The organism is Pseudomonas fluorescens (assembly GCF_001307275.1).
Classification (GTDB): domain Bacteria; phylum Pseudomonadota; class Gammaproteobacteria; order Pseudomonadales; family Pseudomonadaceae; genus Aquipseudomonas; species Aquipseudomonas fluorescens_AA.
The window spans coordinates 5,510,497-5,529,722 of the sequence record NZ_CP012831.1 but is presented as its reverse complement, the minus strand read 5'-3'; the positions used below and the strand labels follow the sequence as shown (position 1 = coordinate 5,529,722).

At 61.4% G+C, this 19,226-nt stretch carries 18 protein-coding genes; 13 read left to right on the top strand and 5 right to left on the bottom strand.

Features of this window, described 5'->3' with window-relative positions:
- Positions 1 to 19 precede the first annotated feature (19 nt).
- From gloB to fabI, 8 genes are all read left to right on the top strand, one after another.
- Positions 20 to 787, top strand: a complete 768-nt coding sequence (gene gloB, locus AO356_RS24505; RefSeq protein ID WP_060743192.1) for a hydroxyacylglutathione hydrolase — start codon at positions 20 to 22, stop codon at positions 785 to 787.
- Positions 788 to 886: 99 nt separating this feature from the next.
- Positions 887 to 2,335: a transglycosylase SLT domain-containing protein gene (locus AO356_RS24500; RefSeq protein ID WP_060741971.1), complete on the top strand. Its 1,449-nt coding sequence runs from the start codon at positions 887 to 889 to the stop codon at positions 2,333 to 2,335.
- 248 nt (positions 2,336 to 2,583) lie between these two features.
- Positions 2,584 to 4,416, top strand: coding sequence for an extracellular solute-binding protein (locus tag AO356_RS24495; RefSeq protein ID WP_060741970.1), 1,833 nt, complete (start codon positions 2,584 to 2,586; stop codon positions 4,414 to 4,416).
- A complete protein-coding gene (locus tag AO356_RS24490; RefSeq protein ID WP_060741969.1) occupies positions 4,413 to 6,266 on the top strand; it encodes an extracellular solute-binding protein in 1,854 nt (617 codons plus the stop codon). The genes AO356_RS24495 and AO356_RS24490 overlap by 4 nt, the downstream gene beginning before the upstream one ends.
- 4 nt (positions 6,267 to 6,270) lie before the next feature.
- Entirely contained in the window at positions 6,271 to 7,344 is a 1,074-nt protein-coding gene (locus AO356_RS24485) for a microcin C ABC transporter permease YejB (RefSeq protein ID WP_060741968.1), read from the top strand.
- Position 7,345: 1 nt separating this feature from the next.
- On the top strand, positions 7,346 to 8,365 hold the full coding sequence (locus AO356_RS24480) for an ABC transporter permease (protein WP_060741967.1): 1,020 nt from the start codon (positions 7,346 to 7,348) through the stop codon (positions 8,363 to 8,365).
- A 1-nt stretch (position 8,366) separates the two neighbouring features.
- Positions 8,367 to 9,977, top strand: a complete 1,611-nt coding sequence (locus AO356_RS24475; protein ID WP_060741966.1) for an ABC transporter ATP-binding protein — start codon at positions 8,367 to 8,369, stop codon at positions 9,975 to 9,977.
- A gap of 20 nt (positions 9,978 to 9,997) precedes the next feature.
- Positions 9,998 to 10,792, top strand: a complete 795-nt coding sequence (gene fabI, locus AO356_RS24470) for an enoyl-ACP reductase FabI (protein ID WP_025213267.1) — start codon at positions 9,998 to 10,000, stop codon at positions 10,790 to 10,792.
- A gap of 264 nt (positions 10,793 to 11,056) precedes the next feature.
- Here the strand turns inward: fabI and AO356_RS24465 are convergent, their stop codons facing one another.
- Positions 11,057 to 12,019: a sensor domain-containing diguanylate cyclase gene (locus AO356_RS24465; protein ID WP_060741965.1), complete on the bottom strand. Its 963-nt coding sequence runs from the start codon at positions 12,017 to 12,019 to the stop codon at positions 11,057 to 11,059.
- Positions 12,020 to 12,156: 137 nt separating this feature from the next.
- On the opposite strand from AO356_RS24465, the gene AO356_RS24460 reads away from it, so the two are divergent.
- Positions 12,157 to 12,981: a helix-turn-helix transcriptional regulator gene (locus tag AO356_RS24460; RefSeq protein ID WP_060741964.1), complete on the top strand. Its 825-nt coding sequence runs from the start codon at positions 12,157 to 12,159 to the stop codon at positions 12,979 to 12,981.
- A 55-nt stretch (positions 12,982 to 13,036) separates the two neighbouring features.
- Here the strand turns inward: AO356_RS24460 and AO356_RS24455 are convergent, their stop codons facing one another.
- Both AO356_RS24455 and AO356_RS32890 read right to left on the bottom strand, forming a co-directional pair.
- Positions 13,037 to 13,624 carry a LysE family translocator gene (locus tag AO356_RS24455; RefSeq protein WP_060741963.1) on the bottom strand — a complete coding sequence of 196 codons (588 nt, stop codon included), beginning with the start codon at positions 13,622 to 13,624 and terminating at the stop codon, positions 13,037 to 13,039.
- A gap of 175 nt (positions 13,625 to 13,799) precedes the next feature.
- Positions 13,800 to 14,288 carry a hypothetical protein gene (locus AO356_RS32890; protein WP_060741962.1) on the bottom strand — a complete coding sequence of 163 codons (489 nt, stop codon included), beginning with the start codon at positions 14,286 to 14,288 and terminating at the stop codon, positions 13,800 to 13,802.
- Between the two features lie 146 nt (positions 14,289 to 14,434).
- On the opposite strand from AO356_RS32890, the gene AO356_RS24445 reads away from it, so the two are divergent.
- The 3 genes from AO356_RS24445 (at position 14,435) to AO356_RS24435 (ending at position 16,829) form a co-directional block, all read left to right on the top strand.
- The gene (locus AO356_RS24445; protein WP_060741961.1) at positions 14,435 to 15,517 is read left to right on the top strand and encodes a bifunctional transcriptional activator/DNA repair enzyme AdaA; all 1,083 of its coding nucleotides are present in this window, start codon (positions 14,435 to 14,437) and stop codon (positions 15,515 to 15,517) included.
- 23 nt (positions 15,518 to 15,540) lie between these two features.
- Positions 15,541 to 16,158: a DNA-3-methyladenine glycosylase family protein gene (locus AO356_RS24440; protein ID WP_060741960.1), complete on the top strand. Its 618-nt coding sequence runs from the start codon at positions 15,541 to 15,543 to the stop codon at positions 16,156 to 16,158.
- Positions 16,159 to 16,340: 182 nt separating this feature from the next.
- Entirely contained in the window at positions 16,341 to 16,829 is a 489-nt protein-coding gene (locus AO356_RS24435; protein WP_060741959.1) for a GFA family protein, read from the top strand.
- Between the two features lie 123 nt (positions 16,830 to 16,952).
- Here the strand turns inward: AO356_RS24435 and AO356_RS24430 are convergent, their stop codons facing one another.
- Complete coding sequence (locus AO356_RS24430; RefSeq protein WP_060741958.1) at positions 16,953 to 17,558, bottom strand: tRNA-(ms[2]io[6]A)-hydroxylase; 606 nt, start codon at positions 17,556 to 17,558, stop codon at positions 16,953 to 16,955.
- A 179-nt stretch (positions 17,559 to 17,737) separates the two neighbouring features.
- Between AO356_RS24430 and AO356_RS24425 the strand changes: the two genes are divergently transcribed.
- Positions 17,738 to 18,601: a universal stress protein gene (locus AO356_RS24425; RefSeq protein WP_060741957.1), complete on the top strand. Its 864-nt coding sequence runs from the start codon at positions 17,738 to 17,740 to the stop codon at positions 18,599 to 18,601.
- A 37-nt stretch (positions 18,602 to 18,638) separates the two neighbouring features.
- On the opposite strand, the gene AO356_RS24420 is transcribed toward AO356_RS24425, so the two are convergent.
- A complete protein-coding gene (locus AO356_RS24420) occupies positions 18,639 to 19,109 on the bottom strand; it encodes a DUF1289 domain-containing protein (protein ID WP_060741956.1) in 471 nt (156 codons plus the stop codon).
- Positions 19,110 to 19,226: the final 117 nt, after the last annotated feature.

Below are 19,226 nucleotides of genomic sequence, written 5' to 3'. Positions count from 1 at the left end.
CCGCTTGGCGAATTCCGCGATGATACAGATCAGTGCCCTGCCCGCGTTCACCGATAACTACATCTGGTTGTTACAGGATCACTCCACCCAGCGCTGCGCCGTGGTCGACCCGGGTGATGCCGCGCCAGTACAGGCCTGGCTCGACGCCCATCCGGGCTGGGTCCTGAGCGACATCCTGATCACCCACCATCACCATGATCATGTCGGCGGCGTCCAGGCGCTGAAGAATGCGACGAACGCCACCGTCTACGGCCCGGCCAGCGAAAACATCCCGGCACGGGACCAGGCCCTGCATGACAACGACCAGGTCAGCGTGCTCGGCTGGGACTTCGATGTCTACGCGGTGCCTGGCCATACACTGGGGCACATCGCCTACTACCACCATGGCCTGCTCTTTTGTGGCGATACCCTATTCGCCGCCGGTTGCGGCCGGCTTTTCGAAGGCACGCCCGCGCAGATGCACCACTCCCTGGGCCGCCTCGCCGCGTTGCCTGAAGATACCCTGGTCTACTGCACCCATGAATACACCCTCAGCAACCTGAAGTTCGCTGCCGCCGTGGAGCCGGGCAACCCGGACATCGCCGCCCGCCTGGAAAAAGTCAGCCGCCAACGCAACGAAGGCATCATGACGCTGCCCTCGACCCTGGCCCTGGAAAAACTCACCAACCCGTTCCTGCGCACGACTGAAACATCCGTTAAACAAAAAGCAGACGAACGGAGCGGCCAGCGAAACCAGACGCCGAGTGAGGTTTTTGCGGCCTTGAGGGCTTGGAAAGATACGTTCTAAGGCAGCTATCGATTGATACAAAAATTCTGAAAGGTTGACCTGTTGGGGTGCGCTTCCTAGAATCGGCCGACATTTTTGCCCGGAACTTACTTCCAGCCAATGTCGTCATCCATACGCAGGTCCGTCCAGTCAGACACATTGACCCGCTTGGCTCAAGCCATTGCGGTGGCTGTGTCCGCCACCCTGGCGGGCTGCCAGAGCACGAGCCAGCTGCCGCAGACCGACGCGGCGCACACCCCGAATATCGCCGCTCGCGCCAAACAGAAGCCGGTATGGCTCACCGAGAAACCCAGCCCCCAAGTGCCCCAGGACATCTGGGAACGCATGCGCCAGGGCTTCCAGCTGCAGGAAACGGCCGGTGTCAACCCGCGCATCGAGCAACAGCGCCTGTGGTTCGCCAGCAACCCTTCCTTCCTGGAAAACGCCGGTGAGCGCGGCAGCCTGTACATCCATTACATCGTCGAACGCCTTGAAGAACGCAACATGCCGCTGGAACTGGCGCTGCTGCCAGTGATCGAGAGCGCCTACAACCCCATGGCCTATTCCCGGGCCAACGCGGTGGGGCTGTGGCAATTCATCCCGTCCACGGGGCGTTACTTCAATCTGCGCCAGACCCGCTTCTATGACGGGCGACGCGACATCACCGCCTCCACCACGGCCGCCATGGACTACCTGACGCGCCTGCATGATATGTTCAACGGCGACTGGTTGCTGGCGCTGGCGGCCTACAACGCCGGTGAAGGCACGGTCAGCCGCGCCATCGAGCGCAACGAGAAGCTTGGCCTGCCCACCGACTACTGGAACCTGCCGCTGCCCAGCGAGACCCAGGCCTATGTGCCGAAGTTGCTGGCGCTGTCCCAGGTGGTGCTCGCACCCGACGCCTATGGCGTGAACCTCAACCCGATCGCCAACGAACCCTATTTCCAGGTCGTCGAGATCAACCAGCGCATGGACCTGTCCAAGGTCGCGGCAGTGGCCAATATCGACGAAGACGAGCTGTTCCAGCTCAATCCGGCCTTCAAGCAGCGCACCACCATCGACGGCCCCCAGCACCTGCTGGTGCCGACGTCCAAGGCCCAGCTGCTGACCGCCAGCCTGTCGACCATGCGCCCGGAAGAGCTGATCAGCCAGCGCGCGCTCAAGCCGGTTTTCGAATCAGCCGACGACAGCGAAGTGGAAGGTGCCAGGCGCACCTACCGCGTCAAGCGCGGCGACAACCTGGCCCAGATCGCCAAGGCCAACAACGTCCAGACCAAGGACCTGCAACGCTGGAACAAACTCAGCGGCAACAAGCTCAAGGTCGGCCAGACCCTGGTGATGCAGGACGCCAAGGCCAGCAAGGCCACCGGCAAGCGCATCAGCACCGTGATAGCCGCCAACAGCAAGGACCAGAAGAAGCAGACCCAATACAAGGTCAAGCAGGGCGATTCGTTGTACGTCGTCGCCAAGCGCTTCAACGTGGAAATGCAGCACCTCAAGCGCTGGAATCCGCGGATGGGCAAGGCACTCAAGCCTGGGCAGATGCTGACGGTCTACTCCCCGCACTGACCGAGGGACTCTCTGTGGCGAGGGAGCTTGCTCCCGCTGGGCTGCGAAGCAGCCCCAAAAGCAGCGACTCAATCCACCTGTCGCACCGAGGTGCCAGATTCGGGGTCGCTTCGCAACCCAGCGGGAGCAAGCTCCCTCGCCACAGTTCAAGCAAACCCTGAAGCTTTGAGCCCCCGCCTTTTTCCTGCCGATACAAGCTGTTACTGTACAGGCCATAAAGCCCAAGCCGCCTGGATCGGATCTCAGACTTGATACGTCCCCTCCTCCTGTTCCTGATCAGCCTGGCCTTGAGCTCTCCCGCCAGCGCAACCATCAGCGAAAGCCATGGCTATGCGCAGTTCGGCACGCTCAAGTACCCGGCCAGATTCACCCACTTCGACTGGGTCAACCCGCAAGCGCCCAAGGGCGGAGTCTTGCGGGTCATGGCATTCGGCACCTTCGATACGCTCAATCCCTACACGTTCAAGGGTAGCAGCCCGGTTTCCACGCCCAATTTCCTGCAATACGGCATCAATGAGCTGAACGAACCGCTGATGGTCGGCACTGGCCAGTACGCACCGTCCGGCGATGAACCGACGTCGAGCTATGGCCTGATCGCCCAGTCGGTGGAATACAGCGAAGACCGCAGCTGGGTAGTCTTCAACCTGCGCCCCGAAGCACGTTTCCACGATGGCGTGCCCATCACCGCCTATGACGTGGCGTTCTCCTACAGGACGCTGCTCAAGGATGGCCACCCGCAATACCGCACCAACCTGCAGGAGGTGCTGCGGGTCGACATTCTCAACCCGCTGAAAATCCGCTTCGTCTTCAAGCGTTCGGGCAATCCCTTGCTGATCCTGCGCCTGGGAGAGCTGCCGGTGCTGCCCCAGCATTACTGGAAAGGCCGCGACTTCAAGGCGACGACCTTCGAACCGCCCCTGGGCAGCGGGCCGTATCGCATCACCAAAGTGCAGCCAGGCCGCCAATTGGTGTTCGAGCGGGTCAAGGACTACTGGGGCAAGGACCTGCCGGTCAATCGCGGCAAGTACAACTACGACCGCATGGACGTGGAGTTCTACCGTGACAGCGAAGTCGCCTTCGAAGCCTTCAAGGCCGGCGAGTTCGACATCTACATCGAACACCAGGCCAAGAACTGGGCCAACGGCTATCAATTCCCGGCGGTCAACCGAGGCGATGTGATCAAGGCGCAGATACCCCACCAGATCCCGACCCAGACCCAGGGCCTGTTCATGAACACCCGGCGCGGCACGTTCGCCGAGGTCAAGGTGCGCGAAGCCCTGGGGCTGATGTTCGACTTCGAGTGGACCAACCGCACCCTGTTCAGCGGCGCCTACAAGCGCACCCTCAGCTATTACCCCAACAGCGAATTCTCCGCCACTGGCCTGCCGGTGGGTCATGAATGGCTGCTGCTCAAGCCATACCGGGATCAATTGCCGCCCAAACTGCTCACCGAACCCTTCAGCTTGCCCAAGACCGACGGGCGCGGCATTCCCCGGGAAACCCTGCGCAAGGCATTGGGACTCTTGAAGGAAGCCGGCTGGAATCTCAACGGCCAACGCCTGCTGAACGCCGACCACCAGCCCCTGAGCTTCGAAATCCTGCTGGTGAACCCGAACCTGGAGCGTATCCTGCAACCCTACGTCGAAAACCTTGCCAGCATCGGTGTTCAAGCCCGGCTGCGCACGGTGGACCGCGCCCAATACAAACAGCGCCTGGACCAGTTCGACTTCGACATGATCCTGCTGACACTGAACCAGACCCTCAGCCCGGGCCTCGAGCAATGGCAGTACTTTCACTCCAGCCAGGTCGGGGTCAAGGGCAGCAAGAACTACGCAGGGATCGCCAACCCGGTGGTCGACCACCTGCTGGAGAAACTGCTCGCCGCCCAGACCCGCGACGAACAGGTCGCCGCCGGCAAGGCCCTGGATCGTGTACTGCTGTGGCAGCATTACTGCATTCCCAACTGGTATCTCAATTATCATCGCCTGGCGTACCGCAACCGGTTCGCCTTCGTCACCACGCCGCCCTATACCCTGGGCCTGAGCGCCTGGTGGCTGAAATCTTCGGAGAAAGATCAATGAAGCCTTTACGTGCCCTGCTCCTGCAGGCCAGCAGCCTGTTGTTCGCCGGGCTGGCCTGCGCCGCGCCGCAGCATGCCGTGACCTTGTACAACGAGCCGCCGAAATACCCCGCCAACTTCCAGCACTTCGACTACGTCAACCCGGACGCGCCCAAGGGCGGCATCTTCCGCCAGGGCGGCTTTGGGGGGTTCGACAGCCTCAACCCGTTCATCAGCAAAGGCGTGCCAGCCGATGACATCGGCCTGATCTACGACACCTTGGCCAAGCAGGGCCTGGACGAACCCTTCACCGAATATGGTCTGATCGCCGAAAAAATCGAGAAAGCCCCGGACAATGGCTGGGTGCGCTTCTACCTGCGCCCCGAAGCCCGTTTCAACGATGGTCATCCGGTACGGGCGGAAGACGTGGTCTTCAGCTTCCAGACCCTGACCAAGGACGGCGCACCAATGTTCCGCGGCTACTACAACGACGTCGCCGAAGTCATCGCCGAAGACCCGCTCAAAGTCCTGTTCAAGTTCAAGCACACCCAAAATCGCGAGCTGCCGCTGATCCTCGGCCAATTGCCGGTACTGCCGAAGCACTGGTGGGCCGAGCGTGACTTCAACAAGGGCAACCTGGAGATTCCCCTGGGCAGCGGCCCCTACAAGGTCGCCGAAGTGAAGGCGGGCCGCTCGATCCGCTATGAGCGGGTGAAGGACTACTGGGGCAAGGACCTGCCGGTCAATCGCGGGTTCTACAACTTCGACGTGCTGGTCACCGACTACTACCGCGACAACACCGTCGCGGTCGAAGCGTTGAAAGCCGGGCAGTTCGATTACTGGCTGGAAATGACCGCCAAGAACTGGGCCAACGCCTACAACATCCCGGCCGTGACCGAAGGCCGACTGATCAAGGAACAGATCCCCAACGGCAACCCCACCGGCATGCAGGGCTTTGTCTACAACCTGCGCCGGCCGGTCTTCCAGGATGTGCGGGTGCGCAAGGCCTTGAGCCTGTTGCTGGATTTCGAATGGACCAACAAGCAACTGTTCAACGGCGCCTACGCCCGCACCCGCAGCTATTTCGAGAATTCGGAAATGGCCGCCACCGGCCTGCCCGGCGAAGACGAACTGAAGATTCTCGAACCCCTGCGCGACAAAATCCCCGAGCAGGTCTTCAGCGAAGCCTTCCAGCCTTCGATGTGCGACGGCAGCGGCATGATCCGCGACCAGCAGCGCAAGGCCTACCAATTGCTGCAAGAGGCCGGCTGGCGCATCGTCGACGACAAGATGGTCGACGCCCAAGGCAAACCGGTGGTGCTGGAGTTCCTGCTGGCCCAGACCGAGTTCGAGCGTATATTGCTGCCCTTCAAGCGCAACCTGAGTGACCTGGGCATCGACCTGGTGATCCGCCGGGTGGACGTCTCCCAATACATCAACCGCGTGCGCTCCCGGGACTTCGACCTGGTGGTGGGCAGCTTCCCGCAATCCAGCTCACCGGGTAACGAACAGCGTGAGTTCTGGATGTCCGCCGCCGCCGACAAGCCCGGCAGCCGCAACACCATGGGCCTGAAGGACCCGGCCGTGGATCAACTGGTGGAGCAACTGATCAATGCCGACTCGCGCAAGAGCCTGGTGGCTCACGCCCGGGCATTGGACCGGGTCTTGCAATGGGGCTACTACGTGATTCCCAACTGGCACATCAAGACCTGGCGCGTGGCCTACTGGAACCACATCGGTCATCCGAAAATCACGCCGACCTATGACATCGGCACCACCACCTGGTGGGTCAAGCCGGAGGTCAAGCCGGCCGATGAAGTAGAAAAGCAGGTCATCGAGCAGCAAATCGCCGCCCCTGCGAGCGTGGAGTAACAAGATGCTGGCTTACATTTTTCGGCGACTGCTGCTGATCATCCCGACCCTGTTCGGCATTCTGCTGATCAACTTCGTCATCATCCAGGCTGCGCCCGGCGGGCCGGTGGAACAGATGATCGCCAAGCTCGAGGGTTTCGAGGGCGCCACCAGCCGCATTGCCGGCGGCGGTGCCGAGGTGTCGGTGGCCGGTTCTTCCTACCGCGGGGCCCAGGGTCTGGACCCGACGCTGGTCAAGGAAATCGAACGCATGTACGGCTTCGACAAGTCGGCCCCCGAACGCCTGTGGATCATGATCAAGAACTATGCCCACCTGGACTTCGGCGACAGTTTCTTCCGCGATGCCAAGGTCATCGACCTGATCAAGGAAAAGATGCCGGTGTCCATCTCCCTCGGGCTGTGGAGCACCCTGATCATGTACCTGGTGTCGATCCCGCTGGGGATCGCCAAGGCCACGCGGCATGGCAGCCATTTCGATGTGTGGACCAGTTCGGCAATCATCGTCGGCTACGCGATCCCGTCGTTCCTGTTCGCCATCCTGCTGATCGTGGTGTTTGCCGGCGGCAGTTATTTCGACTGGTTCCCGTTGCGCGGGCTGACCTCCAACAACTTCGACGAATTGAGCATGGGCGGCAAGATCCTCGATTACTTCTGGCACCTGGCCTTGCCCGTGACCGCCCTGGTCATTGGCAACTTCGCCACCATGACCCTGCTGACCAAGAACAGCTTCCTCGACGAAATCAACAAGCAATACGTGGTCACCGCCAAGGCCAAGGGCCTGACCCGCCATCGGGTCCTCTACGGCCACGTCTTCCGCAACGCCATGCTGCTGGTGATCGCCGGCTTCCCTTCGGCGTTCATCGGGATCTTCTTCACCGGTTCCTTGCTGGTGGAAGTGATCTTTTCCCTCGACGGCCTGGGCCTGATGAGTTTCGAAGCGGCCATCAACCGCGATTACCCGGTGGTGTTTGGCACCCTGTTCATCTTCACCTTGCTGGGGCTGGTGGTGAAACTGATCGGCGACCTGACCTACACCTTTGTCGATCCGCGCATCGACTTCGAAAGCCGGGAGCATTGAGATGAACCTGTCCCCTCTCAATCGCCGTCGTTTCGAACTGTTCAAGGCCAACAAGCGTGGCTGGTGGTCGCTGTGGCTGTTCCTGATCCTGTTCGGACTTAGCCTGGGCGCCGAGTTGATCGCCAACGACAAGCCGCTGGTGGTGCATTACGACGACGGCTGGTACTTCCCGGCCCTCAAGCGCTACCCGGAAACCACGTTTGGCGGCGAGTTTCCCCTGGAAGCCAACTACAAGAGCCCGTACATCCGTGAACTGCTGGCGGCCAAGGACGCCTGGGTGCTGTGGGCACCGATTCCGTTCAGCTACCAGAGCATCAACTACGACCTCAAGGTCCCGGCACCGGCACCGCCCTCCTCCGTCAATTGGCTGGGCACCGATGACCAGGGCCGCGATGTTTTGGCCCGGGTGATCTACGGTTTCCGTATCTCGGTACTGTTCGCCCTGACGCTGACGCTGCTCAGCTCGATCATCGGCGTGATCGCCGGCGCCCTGCAGGGTTTCTATGGCGGCTGGGTGGACCTGGCCGGCCAACGCTTCCTGGAAATCTGGTCCGGGCTGCCGGTGCTGTACCTGCTGATCATCCTCGCCAGCTTCGTGCAGCCGAACTTCTGGTGGCTGCTGGGCATCATGCTGCTGTTTTCCTGGATGAGCCTGGTGGACGTGGTCCGTGCCGAGTTCCTGCGCGGGCGCAACCTGGAATACGTGCGCGCCGCGCGGGCGCTGGGCATGCAGAACGGCGCGATCATGTTCCGGCACATCCTGCCCAACGCCATGGTCTCGACCATGACCTTCATGCCGTTCATCCTCACCGGCGCCATCGGCACCCTCACCGCCCTGGATTTCCTCGGCTTTGGCCTGCCGCCGGGCGCGCCGTCCCTGGGCGAACTGGTGGCCCAGGGCAAATCCAACCTCCAGGCGCCGTGGCTGGGCATCAGTGCGTTCGCCGTGCTGGCCGTGATGCTGAGCCTGTTGGTGTTCATCGGCGAGTCCGCTCGCGATGCCTTCGATCCAAGGAAGTGATATGAACCAGGACAATCTGATCGAAGTGCGCGACCTGGCGGTGGAGTTCATTGTCGGCGAACGCCGCCAGCGCGTGGTCGAGGGCGTCAGCTTCGACATCAAGCGCGGCGAAACCCTGGCCCTGGTGGGTGAAAGTGGCTCGGGCAAGTCGGTCACCGCTCACTCGATCCTGCGCTTGCTGCCCTACCCGCTGGCCCATCACCCCACCGGGACCATCCAGTACGCCGGCCAGGATTTGCTGGGATTGAAGGAAAAGACCATCCGCCATATCCGCGGCAACCGGATCGCGATGATTTTCCAGGAGCCGATGACCTCCCTCAACCCGCTGCACTGCATTGAAAAACAGATCAATGAAGTGCTGGGCATCCACAAGGGCCTGAGCGGCAAGGTCGCGACCCGCCGGACCCTGGAATTGCTGGAACTGGTCGGCATTCCCGAGCCCCACAAGCGCCTCAAGGCCCTGCCCCACGAGTTGTCCGGCGGCCAGCGCCAGCGAGTGATGATCGCCATGGCCCTGGCCAACGAGCCGGAGCTGCTGATCGCCGACGAACCGACCACCGCCCTGGACGTCACTGTCCAGCTGAAAATCCTGCAATTGCTCAAGGAGTTGCAGGCACGATTGGGTATGTCGTTGCTGCTGATCAGCCACGATTTGAACCTGGTGCGAAGAATTGCGCATCGCGTATGTGTCATGCAGCGCGGTTGCATCGTCGAACAGGCATCGTGCGAAGAGTTGTTCCGCGCGCCGCAGCATCCGTACACTCGGGAACTGCTGGGCGCCGAGCCCAGCGGCACCCCGGCGAACAACGTCGTCGGCCCGCCGCTGTTGCAGGTCGAGGACCTGAAAGTCTGGTTCCCGATCAAGAAAGGCCTGTTCAAACGCACGGTGGACTACATCAAGGCCGTGGACGGCATCCGCTTCAGCCTGCCCCAGGGCCAGACCCTGGGTATCGTCGGCGAAAGCGGTTCCGGCAAATCCACCCTGGGGCTGGCAATCCTGCGGTTGATCGGTAGCCAGGGCGGGATCCGCTTCGAAGGCAAGCCGCTGGACAGCCTGACGCAGCAACAGGTCCGGCCACTGCGCCGGGAGATGCAAGTGGTGTTTCAGGACCCGTTCGGCAGCCTGAGCCCACGGATGTGTGTCAGCCAGATCGTCGGCGAAGGCCTGCGAATCCACAAGATCGGCACCGCGGCCGAACAGGAACAAGCGATAATCGCGGCATTGAAGGAGGTAGGCCTGGACCCGGAAACCCGGAACCGCTACCCCCATGAATTTTCCGGAGGGCAACGGCAGCGTATCGCCATTGCCCGGGCCCTGGTGCTCAAGCCGGCGTTGATTCTGCTGGATGAACCAACGTCGGCCCTGGACCGTACCGTGCAACGCCAAGTGGTGGAGCTGTTGCGGTCGTTGCAAACCAAGTACAACCTGACGTACCTGTTTATCAGCCATGACCTGGCTGTCGTCAAAGCGCTGAGCCACCAATTGATGGTGGTCAAGCATGGCCAAGTGGTCGAACAAGGTGATGCCCGCAGCATATTCGCCGCGCCGCAGCACCCCTATACACAGCAGTTGCTGGAGGCCGCCTTCCTGGCCCCAACAACTGCCGAATAACCTGAAAAGAGGAGCAACACATGGGTTTTCTCGCCGGTAAGCGCGTACTGATCGTCGGTGTCGCCAGCAAGCTGTCCATCGCATCCGGCATCGCCGCCGCCATGCATCGCGAGGGCGCTGAGCTTGCCTTCACTTATCAGAACGACAAACTCAAGGGTCGTGTCGAAGAGTTCGCACAAGGCTGGGGCTCGAGCCCTGAACTGTGCTTCCCGTGCGATGTGGCCAGCGATGAAGAAATCGCCAAGGTCTTCGAAGCGCTGAGCAAGAAGTGGGACGGCCTGGACTGCATCGTGCACTCCGTAGGCTTCGCCCCGGGCGACCAGTTGGACGGCGACTTCACCGAAGCCACCACCCGCGAAGGTTTCCGCATTGCCCACGACATCAGCGCCTACAGCTTCGTGGCCCTGGCCAAGGCCGGTCGCGAAATGATGAAAGGCCGCAACGGCAGCCTGCTGACCCTGTCGTACCTGGGCGCCGAGCGCACCATGCCGAACTACAACGTCATGGGCATGGCCAAGGCCTCCCTGGAAGCCGGCGTACGTTACCTGGCCGGTTCCCTGGGCCCGGACGGTACCCGCGTCAACTGCGTATCGGCAGGTCCCATCCGCACCCTCGCCGCTTCCGGCATCAAGAACTTCCGCAAGATGCTGGCCGCCAACGAAGCCCAAACCCCGCTGCGTCGCAACGTCACCATCGAAGAAGTCGGCAACGCCGGCGCCTTCCTGTGCTCGGACCTGGCATCGGGCATCAGCGGTGAAATCATGTACGTGGACGGCGGCTTCAACACCACCGCCATGGGTAACCTCGAAGAGTAATCTTCACGCTACAGCAAAAACGCCGCTTGCCCTGGAAAGGCCAAGCGGCGTTTTTTATGCCCACCACACATCCCCTGTGGGAGCGAGCTTGCTCGCGATAGCGGTGGGTCAGCTTGCATTGATGTTGGATGTACCGCCGTCATCGCGAGCAAGCTCGCTCCCACATTGGTTCCAGGTGTTCATAGAAGTCGCGTCCACCACACCTCCCCGTGGGAGCGAGCTTGCTCGCGATGGTGGTGGGTCAGCTTGCATCAATGCTGAATGTCAGCGGTGCAACGCCTGCTTCTGGGCATACATGGCCGCATCCGCGTCGGCCAACAGGTTGTCGATTGACGAATGCCGCTGGGCGTCGTACTCGATCTGGCCCACGCTGAAACGAATGTCATAGCCACGCTGCAACATCGCATTGCGCTCATCGAGGATTTCCTTGAGGCGCGCCATGATCGCCGAAGTCTCGACATAGGAAGAGCCGGTGAGCAGCGCCACGAACTCATCACCGCCCAGGCGACCGATCACATCACTTTCGCGAAAGGCGATACGCAGCACATCAGCGAAGGTTTTCAGCGCGCTGTCACCTTCGGCATGCCCATAGCGATCGTTGATCGGCTTGAAGTCGTTGAGGTCGAAGAACAGCAGCGTCGCCGGTCGCGACAAGCGATCACACACATTCAACGCATGCTGGGCCAAGGTCTTGAAGCCGCGCCGATTGGATAACAGCGTCAACTCGTCCATGCTCGCCATCTGCACCGCAACCATTTCCTGCTCGGCCATGCGCGCCAAGTCGCGCAGCAGTTCGCGCTCTTCGTCATTGAGCTGGCGCGGCTTGGTGTCGAGCAGGCACAACGTGCCAAGCTTGCTGCCATCCTCCAACCCCAGCGGATGCCCGGCGTAGAAGCGAATGCCAGGCGTGTCCGTGACCAATGGATTGTCGTGAAACCGCTCGTCCTGCTCCGCGTCGCAGATTTCCAGGATCTGATCCTGCAAAATCGCATGCCCACAAAAGGAAACTTCCCGCGGGGTTTCGCTTGCATCCAGGCCGGCACTGGACTTGAACCACTGCCGGTTGGCGTCCACCAGGGACACCAGGGCGATGGGCACGTCAAACAGACGCCGGGCAAGGCGAGTCAGGCGGTCAAACCGCTCTTCGGGTGCGGTATCGAGTAGCTTGAGCGAATGCAGATTCTTGAGGCGAACGGCCTCGTTGTCCGGTTTACCTGGCGCAAGCATCGGGAACTCCATGGGCAGGGCTTCATGGAGTCTAGTTCAGGACCACTACCATTCAAACCGAACGGCCAAATCAATCAGGCATTTACCGGCCAGGGCTAATACACTGCTTCACAGGTTCAAGACGAGGACGCTGACCGATGAAGCACGCCCCCCATGACGCCACCCCACGTTTCTGGCGCGACGCGGCCCTGCCCTTCATCGAAGCCCGGGCCATCGCCGATGGGCGCAAGGTCTGCTATTCGCGCCACTCCCATGACCATTTTTCCATCGGAGCGATCACCGCCGGGCGCAGCACCTATATTCATGAGCGGTCGAATTTCCAGGTGCAGAGCGGCACGGTGGTGCTGATGAACCCCGGCGATGTCCATGCGTGCAACCCGATCGACGATGAGCCGTGGTCGTATGTCATGCTGTACGTCGATACCCAGTGGCTCAGGGATTTGCAACGTCGTATCGGTTTCGATGAAACCCTGGACTTCCAGAGCTTTTCCACGACCCACAGCCGTGATGTCGAGCTGTTTGCCGCGCTGCAAGGGTTATATGAGCAACTGGTGGATGAGCGACTCGGCACCGACCGCAAGCGCAGCGCCGCCGAGGCGTTTTTCACTGACCTGCAACAACGGCTCAACCCTGCCGGCCGGCCGGACCGGGGCAGCCACCCGGGATTGATGCGGGCAGCGCAGTTTATTCATGATCATTGCACCGAAGCCTTGAGGCTCGAAGACATCTGCGCCGCCGCACAACTGTCGCCGTCCTACCTGAGCCGTGCCTTCAAGCGCCACTATGGGATGACGCCCCATGCTTTCCTGGTCAACCGCCGGATCCAGTTCGCCCGCCGCCAGTTACGCGAAGGCAAGCTGATCGCCGACGTGGCGCTGGACAGCGGGTTCGCCGACCAGGCGCATTTCCAGCGCGCTTTCAAGCAACACCTGGCGGCTACTCCGGGCCAGTATCGCGGTTGATGCGCCGCTCTGACTTAAATACATTCTGTGGCGAGGGAGCTTGCTCCCGCTCGACTCAAGGCAACACCAAATACACCGCGCTTGCCACCAACAACACCGCCATCGCCCGGTTGAACAGGCGCATGGTCGCCGGATTCCCCAGCCAAGTACGCAGAAAACTGCCGGCGTAGGCCCAGCAGCCCACCGAGACGTAGCAGATCACCAGATAAACCGCCGCAAACTGCCACACCAGCCGCGCCTCACCGTCGGCGACGAACGCCCCCATCCCCGCCACACAGGCCAGCCAGGCCTTGGGATTGAGCCATTGCATCAGCGCGCCGTAGAACATCGACGGGGCCCGGTCCTCGTCCTTGGCGCCCAGGTGCCCGTCGTCCGTCGCCAGTTTCCAGGCCATGAACAACAGGAACGCCACGCCGCCCAGTTGCACCACCCGTGTGAGCCCAGGCCAGCGTTGTAGCACTTCATGCAACCCGAGCCCCATCAACACCAATAACAAGACAAAACCCAGGGTCGCGCCGGCCACGTGGCGCAAGGTCGCTCGAAACCCGTACCGCGCCCCGGAACTGAGGGCCACAATGTTGACCGGCCCAGGCGTAATGGAGGCGACCAAGGCAAACGCCGCCATGGAAAGAATCAGACTCATCGCAAACCTTCTTCATATCTGTGAGGTGGCGACCAAGGTAAATCGTCTGTTTCCACCGGTATTGAAGAAAACTGCCTCATGAGGGGATCCACGCTGAGCTCATCCATCGAAGCAAAACCTGCGTCCACAAAAAAGCCGCGACGCCTGGATCAGGCATCGCGGCTTTTTTGCCGAATCAGCGGTCGTTCTTGATCGAAGAACTGGTCGCGTTGGTCAATCCCTTGGTGTTATGGGTACCCGGCGTCGCGGTGGAAATCGCCGACGCCTTGGTCAGGCCGCGCGTATCACGGTCCTTGGCGATGGTCGACGTCAGCGAAGCCTTGCTGGTGCGATCGGTGCGAGTGGTGCCGGTGTGCTTGCCACTCAAGCCATGATCGCGGGTGCGGGTGCCAGCATGGTCGCTGGCCAGTCCCTTGCCAAGGCCGCTGGAATCGCTGGACTTACCACTGCCCTGGCCGCCGCCGACACCACCCCCGTGGCCACCACCATTACCGCCGCCGTTTCCTCCGCCATTTCCTCCCCCATTACCGCCGCCACCGCCGTTGCCACCGCCTGCGGCATAGCTGGAACCGATAGGCGACAGGTCGGCAGGCAGCAAGGCCGAAGCACCAAACGCCAGGGCGCAGACAGCAATGGCAATCAGGGATTTCTTATGTTTGGACATGATGTCTCCGAAAGACAAAAACAACGGTTGAACCTTTAAGACTCAGAGGTTCAAATTTTGTTCGTGAGCATCCGACCAACTGCTCGCAAAATTCACTGTCGATTTTCCGGTGGAGTCGTCCCGGGCACGGTTCTATGCTTTGCCCCATGAACCGACAAGACTCGCTGCTCCCGCCCCACGCCGAGATGGTCCGCGCCATGCTCGAACGAGACACCGCCTACGAGGGGGTGTTCTTCACTGCGGTCAAGACCACCGGCATCTTCTGTCGTCCCAGTTGCACCGCGCGCAAGCCGAAGCCGGAGAACGTGGAGTTCTTCGCCCATGCCGACGAAGCCATGTCGGCCGGCTACCGCGCCTGCCTGCGCTGCAAGCCGCTGGACGCCGCCGCCATCGCGCCGGACTGGATCCAGGCCCTGCTCAAAGCGGTGGACGCCGAACCCGACCTGCGCTGGACCGACGCCCTGCTGCTGGAACAAGGTATCGAACCGCTGAAACTGCGGCGCTGGTTCAAGCAACATTTCGGCATGACCTTTCACGCCTACCTGCGCACCCGCCGCTTGGGCATCGCCCTGGGCGGCATCAAGGACGGCACTTCCATCGACAATGCGGCGTTCGATTCCGGTTATGAGTCGTTGAGCGGTTTTCGGGACGCTTTCGTCAAATCCTTCCACATCACACCGGGCCGCGCCGCCCTCAGTGAACCCCTGTTGTTCACCCGCCTGACCACGCCACTGGGGCCGATGCTGGCCATGGCCGAACGGCGGGGCCTGGTGCTGCTGGAATTCCTCGACCGCCCGGCCCTGACCAAGGAGCTGGAAGAGCTGCAGCGACGCTACGGCTATACCGTCGCGCCGGGGCACAACGCTCACCTGCAACAGATCGAAACCGAACTGGCCGACTATTTCGCTGGCAAGCTCACGACGTTCAATGTCCCGCTACACATGCCCGGCAGCGCCTTCGCCGCGCGGGTCTGGGCCGAGTTGCAAAAAATCCCCTACGGCGAAACCCGCAGCTACGGCGGCATCGCCACGGCCCTGGGCAGCCCGGGTGCCAGCCGCGCCGTGGGCCTGGCCAACGGGCAGAATCGCCTGGCCATCGTCATTCCCTGCCACCGGGTGATCGGTGCGGATGGCTCGTTGACCGGTTATGGTGGCGGCCAGCCACGCAAGGCGTTTCTGTTGCGGCTGGAAAAAGCCGCGGTGCAGGTTTCACTGCCCCTGGCGTTTTGAGCGTCCCGGAGAACGAACACCTGATGCCTGTGCCCTACCACGATGCCAGTGCCTTCCTGGCCAACCTCGACGAAGACTGGCGACGGCATGTCGCGACGATCGGCCCTTGCCTGCTGCAACCCAAGCCGGCCCGCGATCCCTATGAAGCCCTGGTCCGGGCGATTGCCTACCAGCAACTGCACGCCAAGGCCGGCGATGCGATTCTGGGCCGATTGCTGGCGTTGTTCCCGGCGCAGACATTCCCCACACCCGTACAGATCCTGGCGACCGACGTTGCTCAATTGCGCGGTTGTGGATTTTCCGCCAGCAAGATCGCGACCATCCAGGGCATCGCCCAAGCGGCCCTGGACGGGGTGGTGCCGGATTACGCCACGGCGCGGGCGATGGAGGACGAAGCGTTGATCGAGCGCCTGATCAGCCTGCGTGGCGTCGGGCGCTGGACGGTGGAAATGCTGCTGATCTACAGCCTGGAGCGGCCGGACATCCTGCCGGCCGACGACTTTGGGGTGCGGGAAGGTTATCGGCGGATGAAGGGGCTGGAGCACCAACCCAGCCGCAAGCAGATGGTCGAGATCGGCCTGGCCTGGAGCCCTTATCGGACGGTGGCGGCGTGGTACTTGTGGCGGGTGCCCGGTCGTTAGACCGTGTCATCGTTCATCGCGAGCAAGCTCGCTCCCACATTGGACTTGGAAAGTTCACAAATCCCCTGTGGGAGCGAGCTTGCTCGCGATGGCGTCCGCATGTCAGTCATGAGCTCAACTGTCCAGAACAACAGGCCGCCCGAGCTGTCCAGAGTCATTACAGTCCCCAATTGGAGGTTCCCATGCAGCTCGAAGGATCCTGCCACTGCGGCGCCGTGTCGTTCAGCCTGGCCTGTGCCCATCCCTACCCTTACCAACGCTGCTACTGCTCGATCTGTCGCAAGACCCAGGGCGGCGGCGGTTATGCGATCAACCTGGGGGGCGATGCCCAAAGCCTGAAGGTGCACGGTCGCAAGCACATCTCGATCTACCATGCACGGCTCAAGGACGAAGGCGATAAACGCGCCCACCGCAGCAGTGCCGAACGGCATTTCTGCTCCCTGTGCGGTTCGGGGTTGTGGTTGTTCAGCCCCGAATGGCCGGACCTGGTGCACCCGTTTGCCTCAGCCATCGACACACCGCTGCCGGTACCGCCGGAGCACACCCACTTGATGCTCGGTTCCAAGGCGCCGTGGGTGGAGATCGAGGCGCATAAGGGCGATCAGCGGTTCGATGTCTATCCCGAGGAATCCATTGCCCAGTGGCATGAACGCCTGGGGCTGGTCACTTAGAGATGCAGTGCTGCATCAGGCCCCATCGCGAGCAAGCTCGCTCCCACATTGGATTTGGAAAGTTCACCAATCTCCTGTGGGAGCGAGCTTGCTCGCGATAGCGTCAGTACCAGCACCTCTGCACTATCGAGCCGGTACACCACTGTGGAACCGAAACTCCACATCCGGCGATTCGATCAACTCGCGCTCGGCCTCACGGACCTTGTCGATCACCTGGGCAATGTCCTTGGCGTCGCCGTACTGGTAGGCCAGTTTCAGGTAACCCTGGAAATGCCGGGCTTCGCTTTTCAGCAAGCCGAAATAGAACTTGCCCAGCTCCTCGTCCAAGTGCGGCACCAAAGCTTCGAAGCGCTCGCAGCTGCGGGCTTCGATGAAGGCACCGACCACCAGGGTGTCCACCAGCTTGACCGGTTCGTGGCTGCGCACCACCTTGCGCAGCCCCGAGGCATAACGCCCGGCGGAGAGCTGGCGCAAGCCGATCTTGCGTTTTTTCATCAGGCGCATGACCTGCTCGTGATGCACCAGCTCTTCCCGGGCCAGGCGCGACATCAGGTTGATCAGGTCGACGTGGGAATGGTATTTGGCGATCAGGCTCAGGGCGGTGCTGGCCGCCTTGAATTCGCAGTTCTTGTGGTCGATCAGCAACGTTTCCTGGTCGGCCAGCGCGGCCTGGACCCAGGCATCGGGGGTGCGACAACCAAGGAATTCGTGGATTTCGGGAAGATTCATGGGGCTCACGGGCAAAGGTAGTCGAGCGAAGGGCGCCGATTATACCGGCCTGTCTCCAGACCACCAGCCACCGCCATTGATATGCATCAAGTCAGCGACTCGCCCATAGCAACTAGACTGCCCCACAACAACTATAGTTGAGCAATGCCAGCCTTTTCATTTGCAGGAGAACGCCGATCATGCAAGCCATTCGCAGCATCCTGGTGGTCATTGAGCCCGAACATTCGGAAAGCCTGGCGCTCAAGCGCGCCAAACTGATTGCCGGTGTGACCCAGGCACACCTGCACCTGTTGGTGTGCGACAAAAAGCACGATCACGCCGGCATGCTCGGCGTGCTGAAGGCCGCGCTGCTGGCGGACGGCTACAGCGTGACCACCGAACAGGCCTGGAACGAAAGCCTCTACGAAACCATCATCGACGTGCAGCAAGCTGAAGGTTGCGGGCTGGTGATCAAACAGCACTTCCCCGACAGCCCATTGAAAAAAGCCCTGCTGACCCCGGCGGACTGGAAACTGCTACGCCATTGCCCCACCCCGGTGCTGCTGGTGAAAACCGCCGGCTCCTGGAAAGACAAGGTGATCCTGGCCGCCATCGACGTTGGCAATACCGACGACGAACACCGTCACCTGCACTCCACCATCATCGACCATGGCTACGACATCGCCCTCCTTGCCAAGGCGCACCTGCATGTCATCAGCGCCCATCCCACGCCAATGCTCTCGTCCGCCGACCCGACCTTCCAGCTCAAGGAAACCATCGAGGCCCGGTATCGCGAACAATGCCAGGCGTTCCAGGCCGAGTTCGACATCGACGACCAGCATCTGCACATCGAAGAAGGCCCGGCGGATGTACTGATCCCGTTCATGGCGCGCAAGCTGCAGGCGGCGGTGACGGTGATCGGCACCGTGGCCCGTTCAGGGTTGTCCGGGGTGCTGATCGGCAATACCGCCGAGGCGGTGCTCGATACGCTGGAAAGCGACATACTGGTGCTCAAGCCGCAGGAGGTCGAGGACCATCTGGTAGAGCTGGCGGCCAAGGAATAAAGCTCCCTGGCACAAAAGCGCCTTTGCACTGGCCGGGTCAGCCGCCGATCGCATCCTTCAGGAACCCGGGCGCGATGTACCGCTGGTAATGGGCTTCGGACAGAAGGAAAAACTCCCGATCAATGGCATCGCGCAGGTCCGGCAGGTCCCAATCGCGAAACTCCGGCATCAGCACCATGCCATAGGCTTCCAGGTTGTTGATCACCCGCGCGCCCCGGGCGATCAACTGGTAGGCCCAGCAATATTCCGACTGGTGCGGCACAAAACGGATCTTGCGCGATTCCAGTTGCTGGCGCAGCAACCCGGGGTCGAAAACCTCCAACTTGGCCACCATCACCTGCACCAACAGTTGTTCGAGCCGCATCCACACCGCGCGTTTTTCGTCCTCGTTGTAGCCGTTCCAGTGAATCACTTCATGGTGGAACCGCTTGCAGCCACGGCACACCAGGTCACCGTAGACAGTGGAGCAAAGGCCGACGCAGGGGGTCTTGATGAGCTGGTTGGGCATAGGGGAAAGCACACGCAAAAGCAGGACAGGCTGGCATGTTAGCCCTTTGTCTAAGATTGATCACCCCTCAAACTTGAGCGCCCAACTTACCTTTAATTTTTTTTTCCCGTAGAATCA